22 protein-coding genes are annotated in these 23,075 nt (G+C 33.4%); 14 read left to right on the top strand and 8 right to left on the bottom strand.

Translation table 11 applies throughout. The features are described from left to right. Window positions 1-85 precede the first annotated feature (85 nt). Window positions 86-604, top strand: a complete 519-nt coding sequence (locus tag AAGD39_RS02070) for a transposase (RefSeq protein WP_341756972.1) — start codon at window positions 86-88, stop codon at window positions 602-604. Here the strand turns inward: AAGD39_RS02070 and AAGD39_RS02065 are convergent. Further along, window positions 601-1,551, bottom strand: coding sequence for an IS481 family transposase (locus AAGD39_RS02065; protein ID WP_341756043.1), 951 nt, complete (start codon window positions 1,549-1,551; stop codon window positions 601-603). The genes AAGD39_RS02070 and AAGD39_RS02065 overlap by 4 nt on opposite strands. Before the next feature lie 246 nt (window positions 1,552-1,797). Here AAGD39_RS02065 and AAGD39_RS02060 point away from each other — a divergent pair, with 246 nt between their 5' ends. Both AAGD39_RS02060 and AAGD39_RS02055 read left to right on the top strand, forming a co-directional pair. Continuing rightward, window positions 1,798-1,965, top strand: coding sequence for a DNA cytosine methyltransferase (locus tag AAGD39_RS02060; protein ID WP_341756971.1), 168 nt, complete (start codon window positions 1,798-1,800; stop codon window positions 1,963-1,965). Further along, window positions 1,962-2,549: an NgoBV family restriction endonuclease gene (locus AAGD39_RS02055; protein WP_341756970.1), complete on the top strand. Its 588-nt coding sequence runs from the start codon at window positions 1,962-1,964 to the stop codon at window positions 2,547-2,549. Before AAGD39_RS02060 ends, AAGD39_RS02055 begins: the two co-directional genes overlap by 4 nt. Before the next feature lie 117 nt (window positions 2,550-2,666). On the opposite strand, the gene prfA is transcribed toward AAGD39_RS02055, so the two are convergent. The 4 genes from prfA to thrS all read right to left on the bottom strand — a co-directional run bounded on the left by prfA (window position 2,667) and on the right by thrS (window position 7,825). Further along, window positions 2,667-3,734: a peptide chain release factor 1 gene (gene prfA / locus AAGD39_RS02050; RefSeq protein ID WP_341756969.1), complete on the bottom strand. Its 1,068-nt coding sequence runs from the start codon at window positions 3,732-3,734 to the stop codon at window positions 2,667-2,669. A 57-nt stretch (window positions 3,735-3,791) separates the two neighbouring features. Then, window positions 3,792-5,033, bottom strand: coding sequence for a pyruvate dehydrogenase complex dihydrolipoamide acetyltransferase (locus AAGD39_RS02045; RefSeq protein WP_341756968.1), 1,242 nt, complete (start codon window positions 5,031-5,033; stop codon window positions 3,792-3,794). Window positions 5,034-5,047: 14 nt separating this feature from the next. Then, a complete protein-coding gene (infC, locus tag AAGD39_RS02040) occupies window positions 5,048-5,551 on the bottom strand; it encodes a translation initiation factor IF-3 (protein ID WP_341756967.1) in 504 nt (167 codons plus the stop codon). A 363-nt stretch (window positions 5,552-5,914) separates the two neighbouring features. Continuing rightward, window positions 5,915-7,825 (bottom strand): threonine--tRNA ligase, encoded by a 1,911-nt coding sequence (gene thrS / locus AAGD39_RS02035; protein WP_341756966.1) that lies wholly within the window; start codon window positions 7,823-7,825, stop codon window positions 5,915-5,917. 538 nt (window positions 7,826-8,363) lie between these two features. On the opposite strand from thrS, the gene pal reads away from it, so the two are divergent. The 11 genes from pal to AAGD39_RS01980 all read left to right on the top strand — a co-directional run bounded on the left by pal (window position 8,364) and on the right by AAGD39_RS01980 (window position 21,330). Next, window positions 8,364-8,831 carry a peptidoglycan-associated lipoprotein Pal gene (gene pal, locus AAGD39_RS02030; protein ID WP_341757207.1) on the top strand — a complete coding sequence of 156 codons (468 nt, stop codon included), beginning with the start codon at window positions 8,364-8,366 and terminating at the stop codon, window positions 8,829-8,831. Window positions 8,832-9,560: 729 nt separating this feature from the next. Continuing rightward, the gene (locus AAGD39_RS02025; RefSeq protein ID WP_341756965.1) at window positions 9,561-10,415 is read left to right on the top strand and encodes a dTDP-4-dehydrorhamnose reductase family protein; all 855 of its coding nucleotides are present in this window, start codon (window positions 9,561-9,563) and stop codon (window positions 10,413-10,415) included. Window positions 10,416-10,426: 11 nt separating this feature from the next. Then, window positions 10,427-11,437 (top strand): polysaccharide biosynthesis protein, encoded by a 1,011-nt coding sequence (locus AAGD39_RS02020; RefSeq protein ID WP_341756964.1) that lies wholly within the window; start codon window positions 10,427-10,429, stop codon window positions 11,435-11,437. After that, the gene (gene wecB, locus AAGD39_RS02015; RefSeq protein ID WP_341756963.1) at window positions 11,430-12,557 is read left to right on the top strand and encodes a non-hydrolyzing UDP-N-acetylglucosamine 2-epimerase; all 1,128 of its coding nucleotides are present in this window, start codon (window positions 11,430-11,432) and stop codon (window positions 12,555-12,557) included. Before AAGD39_RS02020 ends, wecB begins: the two co-directional genes overlap by 8 nt. 80 nt (window positions 12,558-12,637) lie before the next feature. Then, the gene (locus AAGD39_RS02010; protein WP_341756962.1) at window positions 12,638-13,549 is read left to right on the top strand and encodes a glycosyltransferase family 2 protein; all 912 of its coding nucleotides are present in this window, start codon (window positions 12,638-12,640) and stop codon (window positions 13,547-13,549) included. 66 nt (window positions 13,550-13,615) lie between these two features. After that, window positions 13,616-15,409, top strand: a complete 1,794-nt coding sequence (locus AAGD39_RS02005; protein WP_341756961.1) for a glycosyltransferase family 2 protein — start codon at window positions 13,616-13,618, stop codon at window positions 15,407-15,409. Between the two features lie 206 nt (window positions 15,410-15,615). Continuing rightward, window positions 15,616-16,254: a bifunctional (p)ppGpp synthetase/guanosine-3',5'-bis(diphosphate) 3'-pyrophosphohydrolase gene (locus AAGD39_RS02000; RefSeq protein WP_341756960.1), complete on the top strand. Its 639-nt coding sequence runs from the start codon at window positions 15,616-15,618 to the stop codon at window positions 16,252-16,254. Between the two features lie 66 nt (window positions 16,255-16,320). Further along, entirely contained in the window at window positions 16,321-16,710 is a 390-nt protein-coding gene (locus tag AAGD39_RS01995) for a hypothetical protein (RefSeq protein WP_341756959.1), read from the top strand. A 99-nt stretch (window positions 16,711-16,809) separates the two neighbouring features. Next, a complete protein-coding gene (locus tag AAGD39_RS01990; RefSeq protein ID WP_341756958.1) occupies window positions 16,810-18,081 on the top strand; it encodes a hypothetical protein in 1,272 nt (423 codons plus the stop codon). A 153-nt stretch (window positions 18,082-18,234) separates the two neighbouring features. Next, on the top strand, window positions 18,235-20,049 hold the full coding sequence (gene aspS / locus AAGD39_RS01985; RefSeq protein ID WP_341757206.1) for an aspartate--tRNA ligase: 1,815 nt from the start codon (window positions 18,235-18,237) through the stop codon (window positions 20,047-20,049). Window positions 20,050-20,061: 12 nt separating this feature from the next. Then, on the top strand, window positions 20,062-21,330 hold the full coding sequence (locus AAGD39_RS01980) for an MFS transporter (RefSeq protein WP_341756957.1): 1,269 nt from the start codon (window positions 20,062-20,064) through the stop codon (window positions 21,328-21,330). A gap of 127 nt (window positions 21,331-21,457) precedes the next feature. On the opposite strand, the gene acpS is transcribed toward AAGD39_RS01980, so the two are convergent. The 3 genes from acpS to AAGD39_RS01965 form a co-directional block, all read right to left on the bottom strand. After that, a complete protein-coding gene (acpS, locus tag AAGD39_RS01975) occupies window positions 21,458-21,850 on the bottom strand; it encodes a holo-ACP synthase (protein ID WP_341756956.1) in 393 nt (130 codons plus the stop codon). Continuing rightward, a complete protein-coding gene (gene rpoZ / locus AAGD39_RS01970; RefSeq protein WP_341756955.1) occupies window positions 21,847-22,239 on the bottom strand; it encodes a DNA-directed RNA polymerase subunit omega in 393 nt (130 codons plus the stop codon). The genes acpS and rpoZ overlap by 4 nt, the downstream gene beginning before the upstream one ends. Window positions 22,240-22,770: 531 nt before the next feature. Further along, window positions 22,771-23,037, bottom strand: a complete 267-nt coding sequence (locus AAGD39_RS01965; protein ID WP_341756954.1) for a transposase — start codon at window positions 23,035-23,037, stop codon at window positions 22,771-22,773. Window positions 23,038-23,075 lie beyond the last annotated feature (38 nt).

Here is a 23,075-nt window from a genome sequence, read left to right as displayed (position 1 = left end):
AATAATGCATGAAAGTCAGGAGACAAAACCCTCGTAATATAGTATAATATCGGTGTTAAAAGAACATTATACAGAAGGTTTTGTCATGACAAATTGTACAGGATTAAATTACCAATCGAAAGTAAAAAATCGTCAAATGGAAATAAATTTTACAGGAGGTAATATTAGCAGTGATGGAGGTGTATTATTGCTAAGAGAAGCAGATAAGAGGCTTGGTCTAACCAATGAACTGGCTAAAAATTTTCCTGATAAGCGAGATTCTGATAAAATTACTCATACTATTCTCACAATGCTAAAACAACGTATTTACTCGATTGCTCTTGGTTATGAAGATTTAAATGATCACGATAATTTAAGGAAGTGTCCAGCTTTGCAAACAAGTATAGACACAGTCGATGATATGGCTAGTAGCTCTACTTTGTGTCGTTTAGAAAACAAAGCAGATCGTCAATTTGCTTTTAAAGCTCACAAGCTGATGATTGATAAATTTATCGAATCTTATAAAATTGCACCAAAACAGTTGATACTTGATTTTGACGCCACTTCTAAGAAACTGCTAAAAAGTATTTTAGCAAGGTTCTATTGTAACCAGCTCAAAACCTAGGTGTTTAGTCCCAGGGAGTGGAGGTTAGGGTTAATAATAAATTTATTTGGATCAGATGTCCATGTTTTTATGATAAATTCATAAGGAGTTAAACCTTTAAGAGCTTTAAGTCTTTTTGCGAAATTGTAGGCATTGATAAAATCATATAAATGTTGTTTAAGTTGCTGATGATTGTCATAATAAAAACGTTTAACAGTTGCCTCTTTAATAGTACGATTCATACGTTCTACCTGTCCATTAGTCCATGGATGATTAACTTTTGTTAGCCTGTGTTCAATATTGTATTCATAGCAAATACGATCAAAAATATGCATCCAAGCATGCTTATCTACTGTTCTGTTAGTAAATTGAATACCATTATCTGTCAAAATAGTATGAATTTTATAAGGTATAGCTTTAATTAAATTACGAAGAAATTGTGCTGTTTCTGTCTTGGTACATCTTGGTAAAAGTTCTACATACACAAACTTTGAAGTGCGATCAATAGCAACAAATAGATAGAGTTTACCTTCTTCTGTTTTGACTTCAGCAATATCTATATGGAAATAACCAATTGGATAAAGTTTAAACTTCTTCTTGGTTTTGTTATTTCCTTTTACTTCCGGTAACCTACTAACATTATGGCGTTGAAGAAGTCTATGTAAAGAAGATCTAGTAAGCTTGGGAATACTAACTTGTAAAGCATATAAGCAATCATCTAAAGATAATAAAGTGTGTTTACGAAATGCTATACACATAGCTTCTTCTTCAGAAGTTAATACTGTAGAAGATGGTTCTTTGGGACCCATACAAGTATCTTGTAATGTAGTTCGTTTCTTCCACTTAGCAACTGTTTTAGGATTAATAGAATATTTTCTTGCTAAGGTCTTTAAGCTCTCTTGACTATTTTGGATTGCGAAACGTATTGCCTCTGTCGTTTTGGCACAGCCGTGTAATATTTGTCCCATAATTCCTCTCTTGATGGTAATTCTTTATAATATACAACATTACACCCTGGGACTAAACACGTAGAACATCCTAAAAATCTTTTTATTAAAAATGGAGGAATCAAAGTTCGTGAATACGATACCACTAAAGAAAAAGGCTATAATATTGTCGCTGGCAAACTTTCATTTCCAATCTCAAAGATTATTGATCCAAAAGGCTACGTTCCAACTATTGTTGCAACTGAAATTGGTAAGTTAGCAATTCCGGTGGGAAAGGGCATTAGAGGTTTTACTGTTCGTGAAGGCTTAAGACTTTCAGGATATCCTGAAACTTACAGTTTAGACGAATTAGATTATTATAAAGCATTTGATTTAATAGGAAATACTGTGATGCCACCAGTAATAAAAGAAATCGTTGTAAGAATATTATCATGAGTGCTAAATTACTACTTGATACCTTACAAAATACTGGAATCTGTGGAGCAAAAGGTAATGTATATTTTGAATTACATAATATTAAAACTATTGTTAGAGATAATAGTATTATTGGCAATGTAATACAGGAATGGCTAAAATCCTTTATGAATGAACATAATATCACTTATCGTCTACCTGATAATAACCAAGAGTTCCCTGATTTTTATATGGACGAGCATAGAAATGACATAAATCTATTGGAAGTTAAATGTTTTACAAAATCACCAAATTTTGATATCGCAAACTTTGTTGCATATTGTAGATCAATTGCATTCTACCCGTATAGACTTAATGCTGATTATTTGATTTTTGAATATGCAGTATTAAAGTCAGATATTATGATAAAGAATATTTGGTTAAAGAAAGTATGGGGAATTTGCTGCCCATCAGAAAGAGCAGCGTTAAGAATCCAATGGAAACAAAATCAAATATTTAATATCAGACCAGCAACTTGGTATGCAAAAAATCCATCATATACACCTTTTAATAGTCGTCTTGAATTCGTAACTGCACTAAAAAAATTCTTAATACTCACCCGGTAGAGGGTGAATGGCGTAATAAATGGTTTCAGAATATTTGTAACTTGTACAAAAAGCAAACAGGGGATGATTTGTAAATATAGTCAAAAATTAAGTAACCAAATAATAAATACACATACTTTAAACTTCTGAAAGTTTTCTTGCCTCATCAGCCGATATTAAAGCTTCAATAAATTCATCTAACTGCCCGTTTTTTACAACATATTCTATTTTATAGAGAGTTAGGTTAATTCTATGGTCAGAGACTCTACCTTGTGGAAAGTTATAGGTACGAATTCTTTCTGATCTATCACCAGAACCAACCTGTCCTTTACGCACTTCGGCTCTTTCCATATCTTTTTTATATCGCTCTGCTTCATAAACCCTAGAACGAAGAATTTTCATAGCCTTAGCTTTATTTTTATGCTGTGATTTTTCATCTTGTAGGGCAACGACAATACCAGTTGGTAGATGGGTAATCCTTACTGCTGATTCGGTGGTATTGACATGTTGTCCGCCAGCACCCGATGCCCGATATGTATCAATTCGTAAATCTTTGTCATCGATCTTAATATCTACATCTTCTGCTTCAGGCAAGACAGCAACGGTAGCTGCAGAAGTATGTATCCTACCACTTGACTCAGTCTCAGGAACTCTTTGCACTCGGTGTACACCTGATTCGAATTTAAGTTTAGAAAACACATCTCGTCCTTGAATTAGTGCGGATGCTTCTTTATATCCACCAATACCAGTGTCTGAGATTGATAATATTTCAAAACGCCAACTTTTTAATTCGGCGTATCTGTGATACATATTAAATAAAGTTGCAGCAAATAACGCTGCTTCTTCTCCACCACTACCAGCTCTTACCTCGATAATAGCATTTTTTGTATCAGCTTCATCTTTTGGTAACAAAGAGAGTTTTACTGCCCTTTCTAGTTTAGGCATCAGGGCTTCTAAACGATGTATTTCATCATATATCATCGATTGTGTATCAGAGTCTAAATTCGATTCTTGTGCCATTTCTTTGATATCGCGTAACTCGGATACAGATTTATTATATTCATTAATTGTTTGAACAATTGGCTCTAGCCCAGCATATTCCTTTGAGGCTTTTATAAATTCTTCTCCAACTAAACCAGTAGTTAGTTTTTTCGATAATTCCTCATATTTATTCAAGATTTTGGCTAGATTATCAGAAAAGCTCATAATTTATTCTATGATTTAAGTTTTAAGTTATGGTGAGAACAGAGTGCAAATCAGATGTTATATAAGCATCAATGCAGGGCTTTCTATAAATTTTTTGAATGAAGCTAAAAATTTAGCCCCTACAGCACCATCAACAACTCTGTGATCAGAAGAAAGAGTAACATCCATCATAGTAGCCACTTTTATCTGATCATTGCCAACTATTGGACGTTTTGAGCTAGCTCCTATTGCTAGGATACAGCTTTGGGGTGGATTTATTATAGCATTAAAGTTTTTAACACCGTACATACCTAGGTTAGAGACGGAAAACCCTCCTCCTTGAAATTCTTCAGGAGTTAATTTATTATCCCGAGCTTTTTTTATAAGAGCTTGCAATTCGCGTGATAATGTCACCAAATCTTTTTGATCAGCATTTCTGACGACAGGGGTTATAAGACCATTATCGATTGCTACAGCAACTGATACATCAATATTATTATAATACCGAGTAGCAGACTCGTCCCAGCTAACATTTGCTTCTGGGACGGCTTTTAAAGCTTTTGCTACTGCTAAAATAACAAAATCATTAACCGTAATTTTAATTTTACTCTCTTCTATAAGCGATTTATTGATATCCTCTCTAATGTCCAATAACTTATCCATGTTACATTCTATTGAGAGATAGAAATGTGGGATGGTTTGTTTAGATTCAAGCAAACGTTTAGCGATGATTTTACGGATATTATTATTGGGGACTGATCTGTACTCCTGGTGATTTCTGTTCACCGCCCTAATCTTACCACTATTTGTTGGTTGCACTAAGTAGGATAATACATCTTTTTTAATTATTCTGCCATGTGGTCCGCTACCTTGAATATTTGACAAATCAATACGCTCAATGGCTGCCAACCTTTTAACCAAAGGCGAGGCATATACTCTAGCAGGATCTTTTGTTACTTTGCTTTCCTGACTTATATTAACTGATTTACTTTCTTCTATCAGCATTGCCGGTTTTTCAGCTAATTTAGAAGCATTATCACTACTTGCTATAAAACTATCCAATAAGCTCATATCTTCACCATCTTCAAGTAATACAGCAATAAGTGAATTGACGGCTACATTCTCTGTACCTTGTGGTACAATTATTTTAGCAAAAATTCCTTCTTCTACAGCCTCAACTTCCATAGTAGCTTTATCTGTCTCTATTTCTGCTATAACATCTCCTGGGACAACCTTATCTCCTTCTTTTTTTAACCATTTGGCTATATTCCCTTCAGTCATAGTTGGAGATAGAGCAGGCATGAGAATCTTAATTGGCATAATATTAGTTCTAATTAGTTCGTTGGTATTTTGGTTGTATTGGGACTGACTAACATAATTATCTGTTTACCTTCCATTTTAGGAGCAGAATCAATCTTAGCTAAATCCTCTAGTTCTAACAATATGCGGTCAAACAACTTCATACCAATATCATTATGGACAATTTCTCTACCTTTGAACCATAAGGAGACTTTTACTTTGTCGCCTTCCTTCAAAAAGTTTTTGATTTTGCGAACTTTCACATCAAAATCACCCTGGCTAATGTTTGGTTTAAATTTCATCTCTTTAAGAACAACAACTTTTTGTTTTTTCCTAGAGTCCTGAATACGTTTTTTACTGTCATATTTAAACTTGCCAAAATTCAAAACTTTACAAACAGGAGGTTCAGCATTTGGTGAGATTTCTACCAAATCTAAAGCAACCTTTTCGGCGTACTCCAAAGCTTTCTTGATACTGACGATGCCAAGCATCTCACCATTTTCACCGACTAAACGAACTTGACTAGCACTAATTTCCATATTAGCCTTCGGGAAATTACTATTCTTAACTCCAGAAATAAAACTTCTCCATAATTATTGTTTAAATAAAATTGTATTATTACTCAAATTATTTGAGTATATAGCTAACCCGTTAAGGTTCTAGATAGCTTTTCCGTCATTGCAAGTAGGCATAAGCCGACGAAGCAATCCACTTATGATCACTTTCCTAGATTGCTTCGTCGTAGCAAAGCTACTCCTCGCAATGACAAGTTATAGATATAGTACACACGTCATTGCGAGTAGGCGTAAGCCGACGAAGCAATCCATAAAAGTAACCAAAAACGCACTGCCACTACACTCACGTGGTCTCGCAATAACGTCAATTTACTATGGCTAAATTAGCTATAAATAGCGGGTATTCTGATCTTTCACAAGCTTTACTAGATTTTGTAAAGAAATAATTTCTTGTTGTTCATATCCCAGTTGTCTTATAGTCACAGTATTATTTGCCATCTCCTGTTTACCCACAACAGCTATTATAGGTACTTTATTGTTAGAAAAACAACGTATTTTATAATTAATTTTTTCAGGTGAAATATCAATATCTGACCTTATGCCTTCACTAACCAATAATTTATGTACCCCAACTGCATAATCATTTAAATCGCTAGTGATGGTAGCAATAGCTACTTGTACAGGGGCCAGCCATAAAGGGAAGCGTCCTGCATATTCTTCAATTAATATTCCAATGAACCGTTCAAAAGAACCAAGGGCAGCCCTATGCAACATTACTGGTCTTTTTTTCTCACCGTTTGTTGCAATATAGTAAGCATCAAGACGTTCTGGTAAGACAAAATCAACTTGCAGAGTACCACATTGCCACTCTCTACCTATTGAATCCTTAAGACAAAAATCTAGTTTTGGTCCATAAAATGCACCATCACCAGGGTTTAATATATAAGAATAACCAGCTTCTTTTACGGCATTTTTTAGAGAATTTTCAGCTTTATCCCAAACTTCATCACTACCAGCCCGTACTTTAGGACGATCTGAAAATTTGATTTTAATATCAGAAAAACCAAAATCTTTATAAATCTCGGTTAAGAGACCACAAAATTTTACTGTCTCACTATTAATTTGGTCTTCAGTGCAAAAAATATGGGCATCATCTTGCTGAAAAGCCCTTACTCTCATCAGGCCGTGCAACGCACCAGATGCTTCATTTCTATGGCATAAGCCAAATTCAGACATACGTAATGGTAAGTCTCGATAACTTTTGATACCCTGCTTAAAAATCTGTACATGACATGGGCAATTCATCGGCTTCATGGCTAGTGTTTTATCATCAGCAAGATTTAGAGCAAACATGTCTTCTCTAAACTTCTCCCAATGACCAGAAGTTTCCCATAAACTTTTATCAACAAGCACAGGAGTTTTTACCTCAATATATCCCATTTTTCTGATTTTATTTCTAACATATTGTTCAATAGTACGATATATACTCCAGCCCTTATCATGCCAGAATACCATACCTTGAGCTTCTTCCTGCAAGTGAAACAAATCAAGTTCCCGACCTAATTTCCTATGATCACGCTTCTCTGCCTCTTCAAGCATGTAAAGATAACTGTCTAACTGCTCTTTTGTTGCCCAAGCTGTACCATAGATTCTTTGTAGCATAGGATTTTTGCTATCACCTCGCCAATATGCTCCTGCTACTTTCATTAATTTAAAATGTTTAATGAAGCCAGTTGATGGAGCATGCGGACCACGGCACAGATCAATAAAATCACCTTGCCTATATAATGTAATATCCTCACTTGCCGGGATTTCTGAAATTATCTCGGCTTTATAATATTCACCAATTGATTTAAAGAATTCTATGGCTTGATCACGATTCCATACTTCTCTAGTGATTTTCTCATTTCTTTTAACAATCTCATGCATTTTTGCTTCTATCATCACTAAATCTTCCGGGGCAAACGGTTTATCTTTAGCGAAATCATAAAAAAAGCCATTTTCTATAGCTGGACCTATGGTCACTTGGACATTTGGAAATAATTCTTTAACTGCTTCCGCCGTTATATGAGCAGCATCATGACGTATTACCTCTAAGCATTCAGAATCTTTGTAGGTTAAAATCCTCAAATTACAATCAGATTCTATGGGTAGACTTAGGTCCTTTAGCTCGTTGTTTACTTCAACAACCAAAGCATTCTTTGCTAGAGAAGCAGAAACTTGACTAGCTATCTCTAACCCTGTGATATTTTTTGTAAATTGCTTTTGTGATCCATCTGGAAAAGTAACATTAATCATTTTATCTTATCTAATTTCAACACCTTACATACTATATTGTTAGTAGTTTATATTCAACTTAATTTTTTAAGACAGCTAATCCTATTTAGGCTATAGATAACCTTTCTGTCACTGTGAGGAGCTACTTCAGTGGCAACGAATCAATCCAAAAAAGCTATCAGGAATGGATTGGCTTCAATAGTCTATTATATCATAATTTAAAGATATAAGTGTCTAGGAGTATTCAAGTCGAGGAGCAGAGCGTACATTTAGTACGTGAACGCCGCAAATCTTGAATAACGACAACGCAATTCTTGATTTTCATCGAGTATACAAGGGATTTGGAAGGTAATTCATGTTACCTTCATGAAATATTTTCACTAACCATATATGATATTTTTGCTACATGTACTCAAGAGGTTAGAGTTTAGTGTTAGAATAATTTTATGCTTTTAAGTATTGATATGATAGTGTATAATACAGGAAATGGGAGTTTGACAATTTTTTGTTAAGCACATATAATTTAATAGCTTATTATAAAATCAAGGAGTTCATTATGATACTAAAAAAAACTACAATAGCTTTTCTAGCACTATTTGTGCTTTCTGGGTGCGGTTCTACGAAGAAAAAATCAACAGTAGATACAGGTATGACTCATAAGGTTGAAGAAAATTCCTTAGCTTCTGATTTCGAAAGACGTGCTGGTGATAGGGTGTTTTTTGCTTTTAATAAATCAGACATTTCGCCTCAAGCAAAAGAACAGCTAAATAAACAAGCTGTTTGGTTAAAAGCACATCCTACTACGGTAGCAACTATTGAAGGACATTGTGATGATAGAGGCACAAGAGAATATAACCTAGGCCTTGGTGAAAGAAGATCAAATACTGTTCGAAAATATTTAATTAATCTAGGAATTGCGGAGAATAGGCTTGATAGTATCTCTTATGGTAAAGAGAGACCAGCTGTTGATGGTGATAACGAAGAGGCTTGGGCACAAAACCGTAGGGCTGTAACTTCTATAAAATAAAGTTATGTTCCAATAATTTAAAGGATTACAACATAAATAGGGGCAATTCTTTAAACCTGAAAGTATAATAGGGTTGGCGTATCTTCTTCGCTGACCCTTTATTTATTTCAGTATCATTTCCTGTATAGTATAGCACTAGTGTTCGGGCTGAGTTGATGTGTCAAACGACGTCATTGTGAGAAACCCTATAATTCGCCTATTAACGAGACCACGTAGTGGTTGTGGTAATCCACTATTCTTATAGATTGATTCGTTGCCGCAAAGCTACTTTCTCGTAATGGCATAGAAGCTATCTAGGAGACTGCCTTAAAATAACTAAAGTAATTCTATATTTGGCTCTTTTTGGCTACTAATAAACAGGATTTTCTTGAAATAGGTACACATCATATCAAAAATCCTATTTATTCTCGCCTAAAAATAGCACAAAATATAATTAATTAGTTATCTCCGACAACCTCCTAGAACCTTAATCAATTAGCTATATATAGAAAAAATTAAAAATATCATAAAAATAATGAAAACAACTAGTTAGTGGATCATAAAAATCTGTTATATTATACAGATAACCCTATTAGCATTACTCCTCACAATGATGTAGTAACGCTAGTCAGGTTACCTAGACACTTATATCTTAAAAACGTGATATAAGTCTAATATGTTATGCGAATTCACGATAGATTGATAAATCGCACCAATAATTGAATAAAAGTTTAAAGAAAAGAGTATTGTATGAAAATATTAATCTTTGGTGCGACAGGAATGCTTGGAAACGCCATGTTTAGGTTTATATCTGAGGATCGTAACCTTACTGTTTATGGAACAGCTAGAAATAATGGTGCTTGTCGTTACTTCCCTGAGGAGTTATCCAAAAAACTTATTACTCCAGTAAATATAGAAAATCATGATTCTCTTATTAAACTATTCGCAACAATTAAACCTGATATAGTGGTAAACTGTATTGGGCTAATTAAACAACTGGATGATGCAAATAATCCCCTACAAGCACTGTCAATCAATGCTTTGCTTCCTCATAGGCTTAGTGTAATATGTCAAGCAACGGGGAGTCGTTTTATCCATATTAGTACTGATTGTGTATTCTCTGGATCTAAGGGTAACTATATAGAAAGGGATTTTGCAGATGCTAATGATCTCTATGGTCGTTCAAAGTTTTTAGGAGAAGTACATTATCCTAACACTATAACACTTCGCACTTCCATTATTGGGCATGAGTTGTCAGGAGCTAAGAGTCTAGTTGGTTGGTTTCTTGCGCAACACACAGCAGTCAAAGGGTATGTCCGTGCCATTTTCTCTGGAGTTCCAACTGTTGAATTAGCTAGGATAGTTCGCGATATCGTCATACCGCGATTTGATATGAATGGACTTTATCATGTAGCAGCAAAACCAATTAACAAGTTTGATCTGTTAAAACTTGTGGCAAGTACCTATGATAAAACAATTGAAATAATTCCATCCAATGAACTGGTCATTGATCGTTCACTTAATGCTGAACTTTTCAATAAAGCAACGGGGTATGTACCGCCTGAATGGTCAGAGTTAATTCAATATATGTATAAATTTAAATAATAGGTATAAGAATGTTTGATGATAAAATTCTAATGATTACCGGAGGTACAGGGTCATTTGGTAATACAGTAATGAAGCGATTACTAGAAACTAATATTAAAGAAATTCGTATTTTCAGTCGAGATGAAAAAAAACAAGAGGATATGAGGATCGCTTTCAATAATCCTAAGCTTAAATTTTATATTGGAGATGTAAGAAATTATGACAGTATTTACTATGCTATGAAAAATGTTAATTATGTTTTCCATGCTGCAGCCTTGAAGCAAGTACCATCATGTGAATTTTATCCGATGGAAGCAATACGAACTAATGTATTGGGGGCTGAAAATATGATGAATGCAGCTATTGCTAATGGTGTTCAACGAGTTGTAGTACTTAGTACTGATAAGGCAGTATATCCTATCAATGCCATGGGTTTATCAAAAGCGATGATGGAAAAACTGGTGATAGCTAAAGCTCGAATGAGTTCTAAAGAAGAGACAGTTCTGTGTTGCACTCGTTATGGCAATGTAATGGCTTCCCGTGGCTCAGTAATACCTCTTTTTGTTAATCAAATTAAAGAAGGAAAGCCTCTGACTATTACCAACCCAAATATGACCCGTTTTTTAATGTCACTTGAAGATTCTGTAAATTTAGTGTTATATGCTTTTGAACATGGACAACAAGGTGATATTTTTGTACAAAAAGCTCCAGCTTCAACAATTGAAGTATTAGCTCATGCTATAAAAGAATTATTTAGTGCTAATAATGAAATTCGTTTGATTGGTATACGTCATGGAGAAAAAATCTATGAATCTTTGGTTGGTTGTGAAGAAATGATTAAAGCTCAAGATTTAGGAAATTATTACAGGATTCCTGCTGATAATCGTGATCTCAATTATTCAAAATTTTATGTAGAAGGAGATTTAAACAATGCTACTCTAAACGACTATACATCAGCCAATACAGAAATATTGAATATAGAACAAGTTAAAAAGCTTTTACTAACACTTGACTTTATTACAGAGCAACTCAATGCTTAAAGTAATGACCATTATTGGTACCCGTCCAGAGCTTATTAAAATGTCTAGGGTAATATCTGAGTTTGACGAGCATACTAACCATATTTTGGTTCATACTGGGCAAAATTTTGATTATGAACTTAATCAGATTTTCTTTGATGAGCTTAATATTTGTAAACCAGATTATTTTTTAGAAGCTGCTGTTAGCGGTAATGCAGCACAAAGCATTGCACGTATTATTGAGAAAGCTGATGAGGTGTTAGAAAAAGAACAACCAAATGCATTATTGCTGTATGGAGATACAAATTCTTGCCTCTCGGTTATCGCAGCCAAGAGGCGAAAGATACCAGTTTTTCATATGGAAGCCGGCAATCGTTGCTTTGATCAAAGAGTACCAGAAGAACTAAACCGTAAGGTAGTCGATCACTTAAGTGATATAAATATAGTTTTGACTGAACATGCTAGGCGTTACCTTATTGCTGAGGGAATACCGCTAGAGCGAATTATCAAATCTGGTTCGCATATGCAAGAAGTGTTGAATTATTTTATGCCTAGGATACAGCAATCAAATATACTGGATAGGCTAGAACTTCAAGATCACTGCTATTTCTTGGTCAGTGTGCATCGTCAAGAAAACGTAGATATGTCAAGCAATCTGCAGAACTTACTGAATAGTTTACAGACACTGGTTAAAGAATATGATATGCCGGTGATTGTATCAACCCATCCTCGTACCCGTCAGATATTGGAAAAGCTAGGAATCAAAGATTTGGATAAACAAATTCGTTTTTTAAAGCCATTTGGTTTTTTGGATTACATCAAACTGCAAATGCAGTCTTTTTGTATTCTATCTGATAGCGGTACAATTACCGAGGAAGCCTCGCTACTCAATTTACCAGCAATTACTATTCGTGATACTCACGAAAGACCAGAAGGTATGGATGAAGGTGTTCTAATAATGAGTGGTCTTGAAGTAGAAAAGGTTCTAGATGCTGTACGTGTTGTAACCAAACAACATAGTAAATATAGACATTTACAAACAATCGCTTCTGACTATAATACTGGACTAGTATCACAAAAAATACTCCGTATTGTTTTGAGTTATGTAGATTATATTAATAGGGTTGTGTGGTTTAAATGAGAAAGAAAGGTAGTAATTTTGTAAAAGATTAACCTAGAGTACTTGATACCTTTAAGAACAGTTAGATAATAGGATTTTTAATGACAAATACTGACATTAAGATTAGTGTAATCATGCCAATTTATAATAGAGTTAATGTAGCAATTGAGTCAATTAAAAGTGTTATTGCTCAAACTCATAAAAACCTGGAATTAATTTTAGTAGATGATGCTTCTAGTGATGATATTTCAGCCTTAATTGCTGAAAGCAAAAAAGACCCCAGAATAAAATATATTCGTAAAGAAGAAAATTTAGGAGCAGCAGCAGCACGCAATGTAGCTATAGAAAATGCCACAGGTAAATATATCGCACTTATTGATTCAGATGATTTATTCTATAAGAATAAGTTAGAAACCCAACTAAAATTTATGGAGGAGAATAATTTTTTATTCTCGCATACTTCTTATCAAGAAATAAATTTTAAAGGACAACATCTAAAATATGTTAATTCAGGTACTTTTCATGGCAATGTTTTTCCTCAAATTATTTCTCAGTGTGTAATAGCACCGTCTACTGTAATGGTAAGGGCTTCTCTTTTAAAAAACTATTTTTTTTCTGAAAATCTAAGAATTGGTGAGGATGTTTGTTTATGGATTTCTATAGCTAGCAAACATAAGATAGCAGGTATAGATCTTATTTTATCAAAAGTTAGAATTGATTATACTACTACTCATGCTTATAATCCTAAAAAATTATCCATAGGATTGTTAAATATTGCTTCTTTCGTTATGCATGATGAGTATTTAAGTAAATTTAATATAGAAACTAGTAAATTAATATTAGCTGCTGCTAATATTGTTAATCCACAAATTATACAACCACAAGTTATACAGCTGGAAGATAAGACTTTTCCTAATACAAAAATAGTACGATTATTTAAGTCATTATATACTGATGGTATAATAAAAACATGTTATAAAATTTATAGAAAAATAATTAATAAGTTTTTGTAACTACAAGGAACTATATTAGATAATATTAAGCAATCATTATATGTTTTAACTAATTCAGAATCTTTAATGACTAACACCACATTTTACCCTAAAGTTTCAATTGTTATTCCAGTGTATAATGGTGCTAATTATATGCGTCAAGCAATAGATAGCGCAGTAGCTCAGACTTACAAAAATTTGGAAATTATAGTTGTTAATGATGGATCAAACGATAATGGTGAAACAGAGCGCATAGCTTTGAGTTATGGTGACAAGATTCGTTATTTTTCTAAAGCAAATGGTGGAGTAGCTTCAGCATTAAATTTGGCAATTAGGGAAATGACAGGAGAATATTTTTCGTGGCTAAGTCATGATGATCTCTATACCCCTGAAAAAATTGAACATCAAATTAATATACTAAGTAATCTTGCTAATCGTAATACAATTATTTACGGCGGGTACGAAGTTATAGACCATAAATCTAGGTCATTGTGTTTTGAAAGACTAGATAAAATATTCACCATTGAGAAATGTAATATCCCGTTATTTATTCTTATGCGGGGATTAATTCACGGATGTGTTCTCTTAATACCTATAAAATATTTCCATGAAATTGGTGTTTTTGATGAAACATTATTGACTACCCAAGATTATGCGCTGTGGTTTGAATTTTTAAGGGTAGCACCTACTCATTTTGATGCTCGCATTCTAATTAAAAGTCGTGTTCATCCGGATCGAGGAACACATAAAATCACTAGCCATATCGATGAATGTAATGAGTTGTGGTCCGGATTCCTCAGAAGGCTAACTTCAGAAGAAATGACTATAATGGAAGGCTCACCTTACTTATTCTTACATCGTACTAATATTTTTCTTGCAAATGCTCATTATAATCAAGCATCTAAGCTAGCTGAATCAATGGCAAAGGACTTCTTATCTGGTATTAAGATTAGTGTAATTATGCCAATTTATAATAGAGTCAATTTGTCAATAGAGTCAATTAGGAGTGTCATTGCGCAAACTCATCAAAACTTGGAACTGATTTTAGTGGATGATGGCTCTGAAGATGACGTCTCTGCATTGATTAAAGAATGCAATAAGGATAGTAGGATTAAATATATTCGTAAAGAAAATGCTGGACCAGCAGCAGCACGTAACCTAGCTATTAAACAGGCATCTGGGCAGTATATAGCATTCATTGATTCTGATGATTTGTTTTATGATAATAAACTTGAAACTCAATTGAAGTTTATGGAAGAGAATAGTTTATTATTTTCACATAGTTCTTACCATAGAATGGATTGGAATGGAAATCTGATTAAATATATTCACTCTGGCACTTTTAGTGGACATATTTTTCCTAAAATTATTGAAAAATGTCCTATAACAATCTCTACTGTGATGGGGAAAGCTTCTCTTTTTGTGTCAAATGAATTCCCTGAAAATATAAAGATTGGCGAAGACGTATGTTTGTATATCTCTATAGCAAGTAAACATGATATAGGAGCAATTGACCTAGCTTTATCACAGGTTAGAGTTGATTATGGAACTAGTAACTGTTTTAACAGTAAAAAAATGACAATGAGGTTAATAAATATTTCCTCATTTGTTATTAACCATCAATATTTAAGTCAATTTGATAAGCAAGTTGATTCTTTGATTTTATTTACAACGAAAATCTTTGAGCTACCATTAGATAAATTAATAAAATTTAATGACGTACCTACTATGTCATTTAATAATCGTAAACCTAATGTAATAATACAATTAATTAGGTCATTGCGTATAGATGGTCCTAGGATTACGTGGAACAAAATTTATAGGAGAATACATGGAGGTGTAAGGAGGGTTATAAGTTGGGTACTTCACAACAAGCAATGAATTGTATACGCAAATGATTTGAAGCATCGGTTTCATATAAAACTTCAGGCATCCTTCTTTTTATGCTCCAATTTTCCAAATCATTTGCATATACTTTCGAAATAACACTTATTCAATAAATTAAGAATTTAACCGTTGACAGGGAGCAGTAATTTTTATTAATATTCGTAAGATATATAATAGCCAAAATAGTTATAAGTAACAATATGAAGTTCATGCTATATAAAGATATTGATAATTTACACAAGATCGCACGTACTATTGGTAATAAGTTACACGAAAGGTCCATAGTAGATAAGATATCCTATAGATTAAAAGATCCTTATTCTATCTTAAAGAAACTGCTAAGAAAAAACATTGATTTTCATCAATTAACTGACCTAATTGCTTTTAGAATCATAGTTGACAAGCAAGAAGACTGTTACACAGTATTGGACATTATTAATGATTTATACCATAATAACCTTGAGAAATATAAAGATTATATTGTTAATCCTAAGGCAAATGGTTATAGTTCTCTACATATCGTAGCTGCCATTGGTACTCCTAAACGTAATGTAGAAATACAGGTGCGGACCAGTCAGATGCATGATGTAGCAGAATTTGGTGTTGCTAATCATAATGAATATAAAAAAGCACAAGAAGCAAGGATAGAAGAATTATTTTCTGCAAAATTGTTTGATATAGATGCTATTCATAGAGGAATAAATAGTGCATATAAACTTTTTGAACAATTTAATTGGACTATGCTTGAGTTGATTGCTTACGAACAAGAAATCAAGAACCTTTGGCATAATTGTCAAAATAACTTGCAGGTAATACGTGAACAATCAGTAGAGGAATAAGATTAAGTTTACTTATCTTATTTGATAAAATAACAACGTATCTTTAACAAACGATAGGAGATATTTATGCAAGATAATGGTGGTAATGATTCTGGTTACGAAAGTGAAGGTGAAGACATTGTTACAGGCAAAGAAAGTACCATATTAAAAAGAGTTAATGATACTATTACAGACTTGCGGAATGAATTAAAAAGTAGCGAAAGTTTTTTTGCTGGTACACTTGTAAGTATAGCAAAGTCTAATAAAGGAATTATTGATATTACGCATCAGGATTTTCTTACAGCACGCAAAACCTTCTTAGAAGAAGATCCAGATGATGCAAAAAATAAAGCTAGAGATGTTAAGAGTTTGCTAGCATCTCTAAAAGCAATAGATAAAAAAATTGCAAAAATGGAGAAAGAAGGTATTGGTTCGAAATATTTTGCTGATTTTAAGCATGAAGTAGATGATTACTGAAGCAAAATAGCCGAAGCATTGTCAACCAATGATGGAATTAGAGCTCTTGTAAACAAGAGGTTGGTTGGTCAACTGTTTACAGACGTTAAGATTATGGGAATGGACAGCAATGGAAATCCTAAGGCTATTGATCCTGAAAAGAGAAAAGCTTTTTTTTCTCAGATTACTCCTTACATCAAGGATATTCCGTCTGAATTGGAGAAAGCCATGTTGTCAGAGCAAAATCTTTCACAATTAATGAGTTTGATTAATAAAGAAACTCTTAAAATTTTTGCAATAGATGGTGATACAAAGCAATGGGGTGTGTTAGATGATAAGAAAATTACACCAGAAAATGTCAAGCAATTTGCTAACTCTATTAACAGCATTCTCGAAGAGGTGAATAGCAAAGTGGCGGTATTACAAGTAGAACAAACCGTACAAGAAGTTCTCCAAAACATTAAAAAAGAAATAGATATTCCAGATAAGCAGAAAGAAAAAATTACTTACCAAATATCCCAGGCATTGACCAAACTTGACCCTGATGATCTACGAAATAACAAGGGAGACATAATATCAGAGGTTACAAAAGATATTGTAAAGCGTAAGACTCTTGGTTCAAGTCTTACCAAAGAATTGACTATTTCTACTGAGTCACTACAGAATATTTCCAATCAGCTAATTGAGAAACATGGCAAAAAAAGTGAGCCGTTAACAAAGGCGGCATCAATTATTTCTTCAGAAAAAATATCAGAAGGACGACCAGAAAAAAAAATTAACACAGAAATAAGCTTGCCGATAATTTCCAAGGCAATTGATGCGGTTTTAAAAGAAAAAAATGCTAAAATAAAACCTGAACAGTTGGCGGAAATTAAAAATAAGTTATTGCCTGCTTTGTCTGATCTTGATCCTGAATATCTAAAAAGCCATAAAAATAGTTTAACAAAAGAGCTTACAAACCATCTTGCGAACAAGGGTAATACTAGTTTGTGGAATAAGAATTTTACTATTGACAGTAGCAAACTAGAAAAACTTTCTATGGAAGTAAAAAGAGTTGAAGAAAGGAAAAGCAATAAATTTGTTGAAGAAAAAATTAAACTATCCATTTCTTCTCACGTAATGCCTAACAGTGTTCTGACAACAAAATTATCCGAGTTTCTAGCTGAGAATAATGCTGAAATAAAACTAAAACCTGATGATATAAAGAGTATTACAAACCAACAACTAGTAGAGCTTAGAAAAATAAACCCAGAATCATTTGATAAAACACTATTTCCAACTACAGAACCTAAGCCTATCATAAAGAGACTTCCAGCATATAATAAAGGCATAAAACCTTCTGCAACCCCCGCCTTACCTGTTAAAAAGAAAGGTTCTAATATTGTTCGTTAAATTTATGTCAAATAATTTGCATATATCTATTAGTGTAGTTAATTTTTATGATATATTGTCTATTAGGAAGGTATAGAATTTAACAAGAAGTCTATTGCCTAATATGGATATTTTTTATATATCTATACAAACAAAATAAATATGTTGAGTAAGATGCATAAATATAGAACGCATAATTGTAATGAATTGCGATTAAGTGATGTTGGGAAAAAGGTAAAATTATCTGGCTGGGTACATAGAAGAAGGGATCACGGTAATTTGGTCTTTATTGATCTTAGGGATCATTTTGGTGTCAGCCAATTGGTGTTTACTGATCAAAATCCAAGTTTGATGGATGCTGCTAGTCGGTTAAGGTACGAATCGGTTATAACTATTGTTGGCGAAGTGGTAGCAAGGCTCGATGACACAATAAATGACTCGTTAATGACTGGTAAAATTGAAATATTGGTAAGTGAGTTTATAATTGAGTCTAATGCAGAATCTTTACCATTAATGGTTAATTCTGAACAAATTTCTCCCGAAGAAACTAGGTTAAAATATCGTTTCTTAGATCTTAGGCGTGAAAAGCTGCATAATAACATTATGCTAAGATCGCAAGTTATTGCTCATTTACGTCATCTTATGATGCAGGGCGGCTTTACTGAGTTTCAAACGCCAATCCTAACTGCCAGTTCTCCAGAAGGGGCTAGGGATTTCTTAGTACCCAGCCGATTGCATCCTGGAAAATTTTATGCTTTACCGCAAGCTCCGCAGCAATTCAAACAATTGCTTATGGTATCAGGATTTGATCGTTATTTTCAGATAGCTCCTTGTTTTAGAGATGAGGATGCAAGAGCTGATAGGTCGCCAGGTGAATTCTATCAATTGGATATAGAGATGTCTTTTGTTACGCAAGAAGATATATTTAATACTATTGAACCGGTGATGTATGAAATATTTAGCAAATTTTCTGATAAGAAAGTATCGAGTATTCCTTTTGTTCAAATTCCATATGAAGAAGCAATGCTAAAATATGGCACTGACAAGCCAGACCTTAGAAATCCGCTAATAATTGCTGACGTTACTGAATTATTTAGAGAATCTAATTTTGCTATTTTTAAAGAGAATATAAAGAATGGTTCTATTGTAAGAGCAGTGCCAGCTCCTAAAACTTCTACTTTACCAAGAAGCTTCTTTGATAAAATGGCAGAATTTGCAACTTCCGAGGGAGCAAGTGGGCTTGGTTATATCCAGTTTCTAGAAAATGGGCAAGTTAAAGGACCTATTGTTAAATTTCTAACAGAGGAACAATTATTGAATTTAAAGTCTTTAGCAAATTTACAAAATGGCGATACTGTCTTTTTTACTAGTGATAAAGTGGATAAAGCCTCTAAACTTGCTGGTAAACTCCGAACTAAATTAGCTGAAGATTTAGCTTTACTTAAAAAAGATTGTTTTGAGTTTTGTTGGATAACAGATTTCCCATTTTATGAATTAAATGAGCAAACTAACAAAATAGATTTTAGTCATAATCCGTTTTCTATGCCACAAGGTGGCATGGGAGTGCTAGAATCAGCCAAAACAGTAGATGATTTACTAGCCATCAAAGCATATCAATATGATATTGTTTGTAATGGTATTGAGTTATCTAGTGGAGCAATTAGAAATCATAAACCGGAAATAATGTATAAAGCTTTTGAGATTGCTGGATACCCCCCGGAAATTGTTGATAAAAGATTTGGTGGAATGATCAGAGCATTTAAATTTGGTGCTCCGCCACATGGAGGGATAGCCCCCGGCATAGATAGGATTGTTATGTTATTAACTGATTCAACAAATATTAGAGAGGTAATAGCTTTCCCATTAAATCAACAGGCGGAAGATTTATTGATGAATGCTCCCGATTATATTGAGGAAAAAGCTTTAAAAGAGCTTAATCTTAACTTATCACCTTCAGTCAGAAATAGATTACTAACTGAAGGGGCTTAAATAAGATGACAAATGAAAGAAAAGACAAAAAATAAAATTATAGGAGCATTTTTAGGGACAATCGTTGAGTATTACGACTATAGTTTATACGGTTTTTCTGCCGGAATTATTGCTATTAAATTCTTCCCAAATGCTGATTATATAACTAGTCTAATAAATGTTTTTGCTGTTTATGCGTTAGCATATTTATCGAAGCCTATGGGGTCACTGATTTTTGGACGTATCGGGGATATTTATGGGCGTAAGACGGCATTAAGTATAACAATAATAGGTATTGTTATACCTACTATGATTATAGGTTTGCTGCCAGAATATTCGTCTATTGGTGTTTGGAGTACAGTAATTTTGGTTTTATGTCGCATTATGCAGGGTATTTTTGTAGCTGGGGAATATGACGGAGCAGCTATTTACGTTATTGAACATTTAGGGGAGAAATATCGATATACAGCTTCAGCGATAACTCGTTGTACTGGAGTTTTAGGTTTGTTACTAGGAATAGGGGCAACTAATTTTTTTAGTGCTCATATTTTTCCAGACTGGGGCTGGCGTATTCCTTTTTTAGTTAGTTTACCTTTAGCTTTAATTACGCTATATTTCCGTCGGAAACTTGATGAAACACCAGAATTTAAGAAAAATCAAGAAAATAATATAAAAATAAAAAGTTTGGTTGTTTTGGTTCACAAACAATGGCAAACCATTTTGATGGTAGTATTTCTTGCTGGTGGATTTGGTGCAACTTATCAAATATCCATTATCTTTATGAGGCAATATTTACCTATGATCCTGCCGCAAACCAGCTTCATTATGAGTGCTTTTTCGGTTATGATAATTATGTGTTTTGCAATTGCTATGCCTATTTCTGGCTTACTTGCCGATCGATTTAATCAAATGAAAGTGTTTAAGATTAGTTTATTTGGCACGCTTGTAGCTAGTCTATTATTTATTATTTCGATTAATTACCAAATGGTTAATCTGGCTTTGTGTTCTTGTTTAATGCTTGCATGTTTTGTCGCACCTTTCAATGCTCTTGCCCATGGTGTTGTGGTAAGATCTTTTGCTATCAGTGATCGCTACCGGGCAATAAGTTTTGGTCATACTATTGGAGGAATGTTGATGTCTGGTACTGCAAATTATGTATGTCTAGTATTAATGAAATATCTAAACTTTAAATTATTCCCCATCATATATCTTGTTTTCTTTGTAATATTAGCATATTTGATGGTAAGGCATTTTGAGAAAGATTATAAAAGAAAAACCAAGTTGCAGCCTGATATCTTGTAATAATGCCTTATACAGGCTTCTTCTGCTCGCTATTTAATTTTTAATCCAATTCGTAGGATATTCAAGTATCCGTCCGTCTCGTTCTGTCTTATTATTGGGCACACTATAATAATGTTAGTCAGGTTAGCTATAATGAGGTAACGATTACAAAAGCTATAGCAATTGGGTAATCGTCTGAAATAGACAAGTGGACTTTAACTTGCTCAAGGTTTCGTCCAAATTTGTTTAGGTTTTCAGGATAACAACCCAAAACAAATGGCTTTCCTAGATCATCATTTAATATAGAGATGTCTTTAAATTGTAAATTTCTGCCAATTCCAACACCAAGGGCTTTGCTAACTGCTTCTTTCGCAGCAAACCTTTTTGCCAAAAAACAACCATGTTGGTCTTTGCTTATAGAAGTTAGCTTTTGTACTTCCTTTTTAGAAAGAATTCTGTCTATAAAACATTGACCATATAGGTTTAATATCCTCTCTATTCTTGGAATTTGTACTATATCTGTACCAATACTAATAATCATTTTTGCTCGTTACCACTAATGTTATCATCAAATATTTGATCATCTAAATCAGAATAGTCTTCTGTAACACAGATATCTGAACCACTTGGTAAATAATCAAAGTCTTCTGTAGTAGTATCAGTAGAAGAACCTGTATTTTCTTCATCAATAGGATCGATTCTATTTTTTGTTCGAAGGCGTTTTAATAACTGGGTCTTTATGGTCGAAATTGTCACATGACCAGCAGCTATTTCGCGTAACGCCAGCACAGTCGCCTTATCATCTTTAACGTTACTAATAGTCATTGTACTACCAGAGTTTATATCATTTGCTCTTTGAGCGGCTAGAGCTACCAACTCAAACCTATCGTGAATTTTTCCAACGCAATCTTCAATCGTTATCCTAGCCATAACACTCCCTTTATTATTTACAAAATTCAACAATGAGCTAGTATAGAGTATAATTAGTAGATTTCAAGAATAGAATTTTTACTTCATACCTGCTGCTATATCGGGATAAAAATATAATCTGATCCTAATACTACAGTGGTAGATTGAATAAATTATAGGAAATTTGAGTGTTTTATTTACAATTTGTTGCTAAAATTTAGGTATAAATATACAACTGTATCATAGTTTTAGTCATGATAATTTCTAGTTTTTAGAATCTACAACTGTAGTGCTAATACTATCTTAGCTGAATTATAAGGAAAATGTGCTAGCTCAAAAAATAATATAGTAATTAGTCTTTCCGTCAGGAATGCTAAGAATTAAGAATAAATCAAAAAATTAAAACCTTAACAAAAAATTTTTGCATAAAATTGGGGATTTAATTTTTGGAGTAAATTTTTTGTTATAAAACGCTGATTTTTTAAAATTTAAACCTTATTTATTTAAACTTTTAATAACATACTTTTGTTTCACTATATGTCTCATCATTTCTCAGTACCGCAAAAATACTACTCTTGCTAATTTATTTACCACCGCCACTACACTGGTATTATAACTTCGTCTCTCCTGTAGTTTGAGCAGCCAATTAGTGAATTGGCTCTTATCATCTGTTACTTTATCCAATTTTTTAGTTCTTAATACTCTAGTTATAAAAACAGACCGGACTCCATGGATTAATAAATTACGTAAATATACATCGCCTCTTTTACTAATTCCTAGCAACCTTTCTTTCCCACCAGTTGAGTGCTGTTTTGGCACTAAATCAAGCCATGCTGGTAATTTCTACCATTTTCAAA

It is taken from the genome of Candidatus Tisiphia endosymbiont of Nemotelus nigrinus (assembly GCF_964026475.1).
In the GTDB taxonomy this organism is placed as follows: domain Bacteria; phylum Pseudomonadota; class Alphaproteobacteria; order Rickettsiales; family Rickettsiaceae; genus Tisiphia.
Note: the sequence above shows the minus strand (reverse complement) of the source record. Positions and strands in the feature narration are given on the sequence as shown.

Coding starts and splice junctions, on each gene's coding strand:
- AAGD39_RS02005 (WP_341756961.1), top strand. CDS start 13,616: ATGACTAACACCACATTTTACCCTAAAGTTTCAATTGTTATTCCAGTG.
- AAGD39_RS01990 (WP_341756958.1), top strand. CDS start 16,810: ATGGACAGCAATGGAAATCCTAAGGCTATTGATCCTGAAAAGAGAAAA.
- acpS (WP_341756956.1), bottom strand. CDS start 21,850: ATGATTATTAGTATTGGTACAGATATAGTACAAATTCCAAGAATAGAG.
- AAGD39_RS02020 (WP_341756964.1), top strand. CDS start 10,427: ATGTTTGATGATAAAATTCTAATGATTACCGGAGGTACAGGGTCATTT.
- AAGD39_RS02055 (WP_341756970.1), top strand. CDS start 1,962: ATGAGTGCTAAATTACTACTTGATACCTTACAAAATACTGGAATCTGT.
- infC (WP_341756967.1), bottom strand. CDS start 5,551: ATGGAAATTAGTGCTAGTCAAGTTCGTTTAGTCGGTGAAAATGGTGAG.
- wecB (WP_341756963.1), top strand. CDS start 11,430: ATGCTTAAAGTAATGACCATTATTGGTACCCGTCCAGAGCTTATTAAA.
- rpoZ (WP_341756955.1), bottom strand. CDS start 22,239: ATGGCTAGGATAACGATTGAAGATTGCGTTGGAAAAATTCACGATAGG.
- AAGD39_RS02025 (WP_341756965.1), top strand. CDS start 9,561: ATGAAAATATTAATCTTTGGTGCGACAGGAATGCTTGGAAACGCCATG.
- AAGD39_RS01995 (WP_341756959.1), top strand. CDS start 16,321: ATGCAAGATAATGGTGGTAATGATTCTGGTTACGAAAGTGAAGGTGAA.
- AAGD39_RS02045 (WP_341756968.1), bottom strand. CDS start 5,033: ATGCCAATTAAGATTCTCATGCCTGCTCTATCTCCAACTATGACTGAA.
- aspS (WP_341757206.1), top strand. CDS start 18,235: ATGCATAAATATAGAACGCATAATTGTAATGAATTGCGATTAAGTGAT.
- AAGD39_RS02010 (WP_341756962.1), top strand. CDS start 12,638: ATGACAAATACTGACATTAAGATTAGTGTAATCATGCCAATTTATAAT.
- AAGD39_RS02070 (WP_341756972.1), top strand. CDS start 86: ATGACAAATTGTACAGGATTAAATTACCAATCGAAAGTAAAAAATCGT.
- AAGD39_RS02065 (WP_341756043.1), bottom strand. CDS start 1,551: ATGGGACAAATATTACACGGCTGTGCCAAAACGACAGAGGCAATACGT.
- AAGD39_RS01980 (WP_341756957.1), top strand. CDS start 20,062: ATGAAAGAAAAGACAAAAAATAAAATTATAGGAGCATTTTTAGGGACA.
- AAGD39_RS02000 (WP_341756960.1), top strand. CDS start 15,616: ATGAAGTTCATGCTATATAAAGATATTGATAATTTACACAAGATCGCA.
- thrS (WP_341756966.1), bottom strand. CDS start 7,825: ATGATTAATGTTACTTTTCCAGATGGATCACAAAAGCAATTTACAAAA.
- prfA (WP_341756969.1), bottom strand. CDS start 3,734: ATGAGCTTTTCTGATAATCTAGCCAAAATCTTGAATAAATATGAGGAA.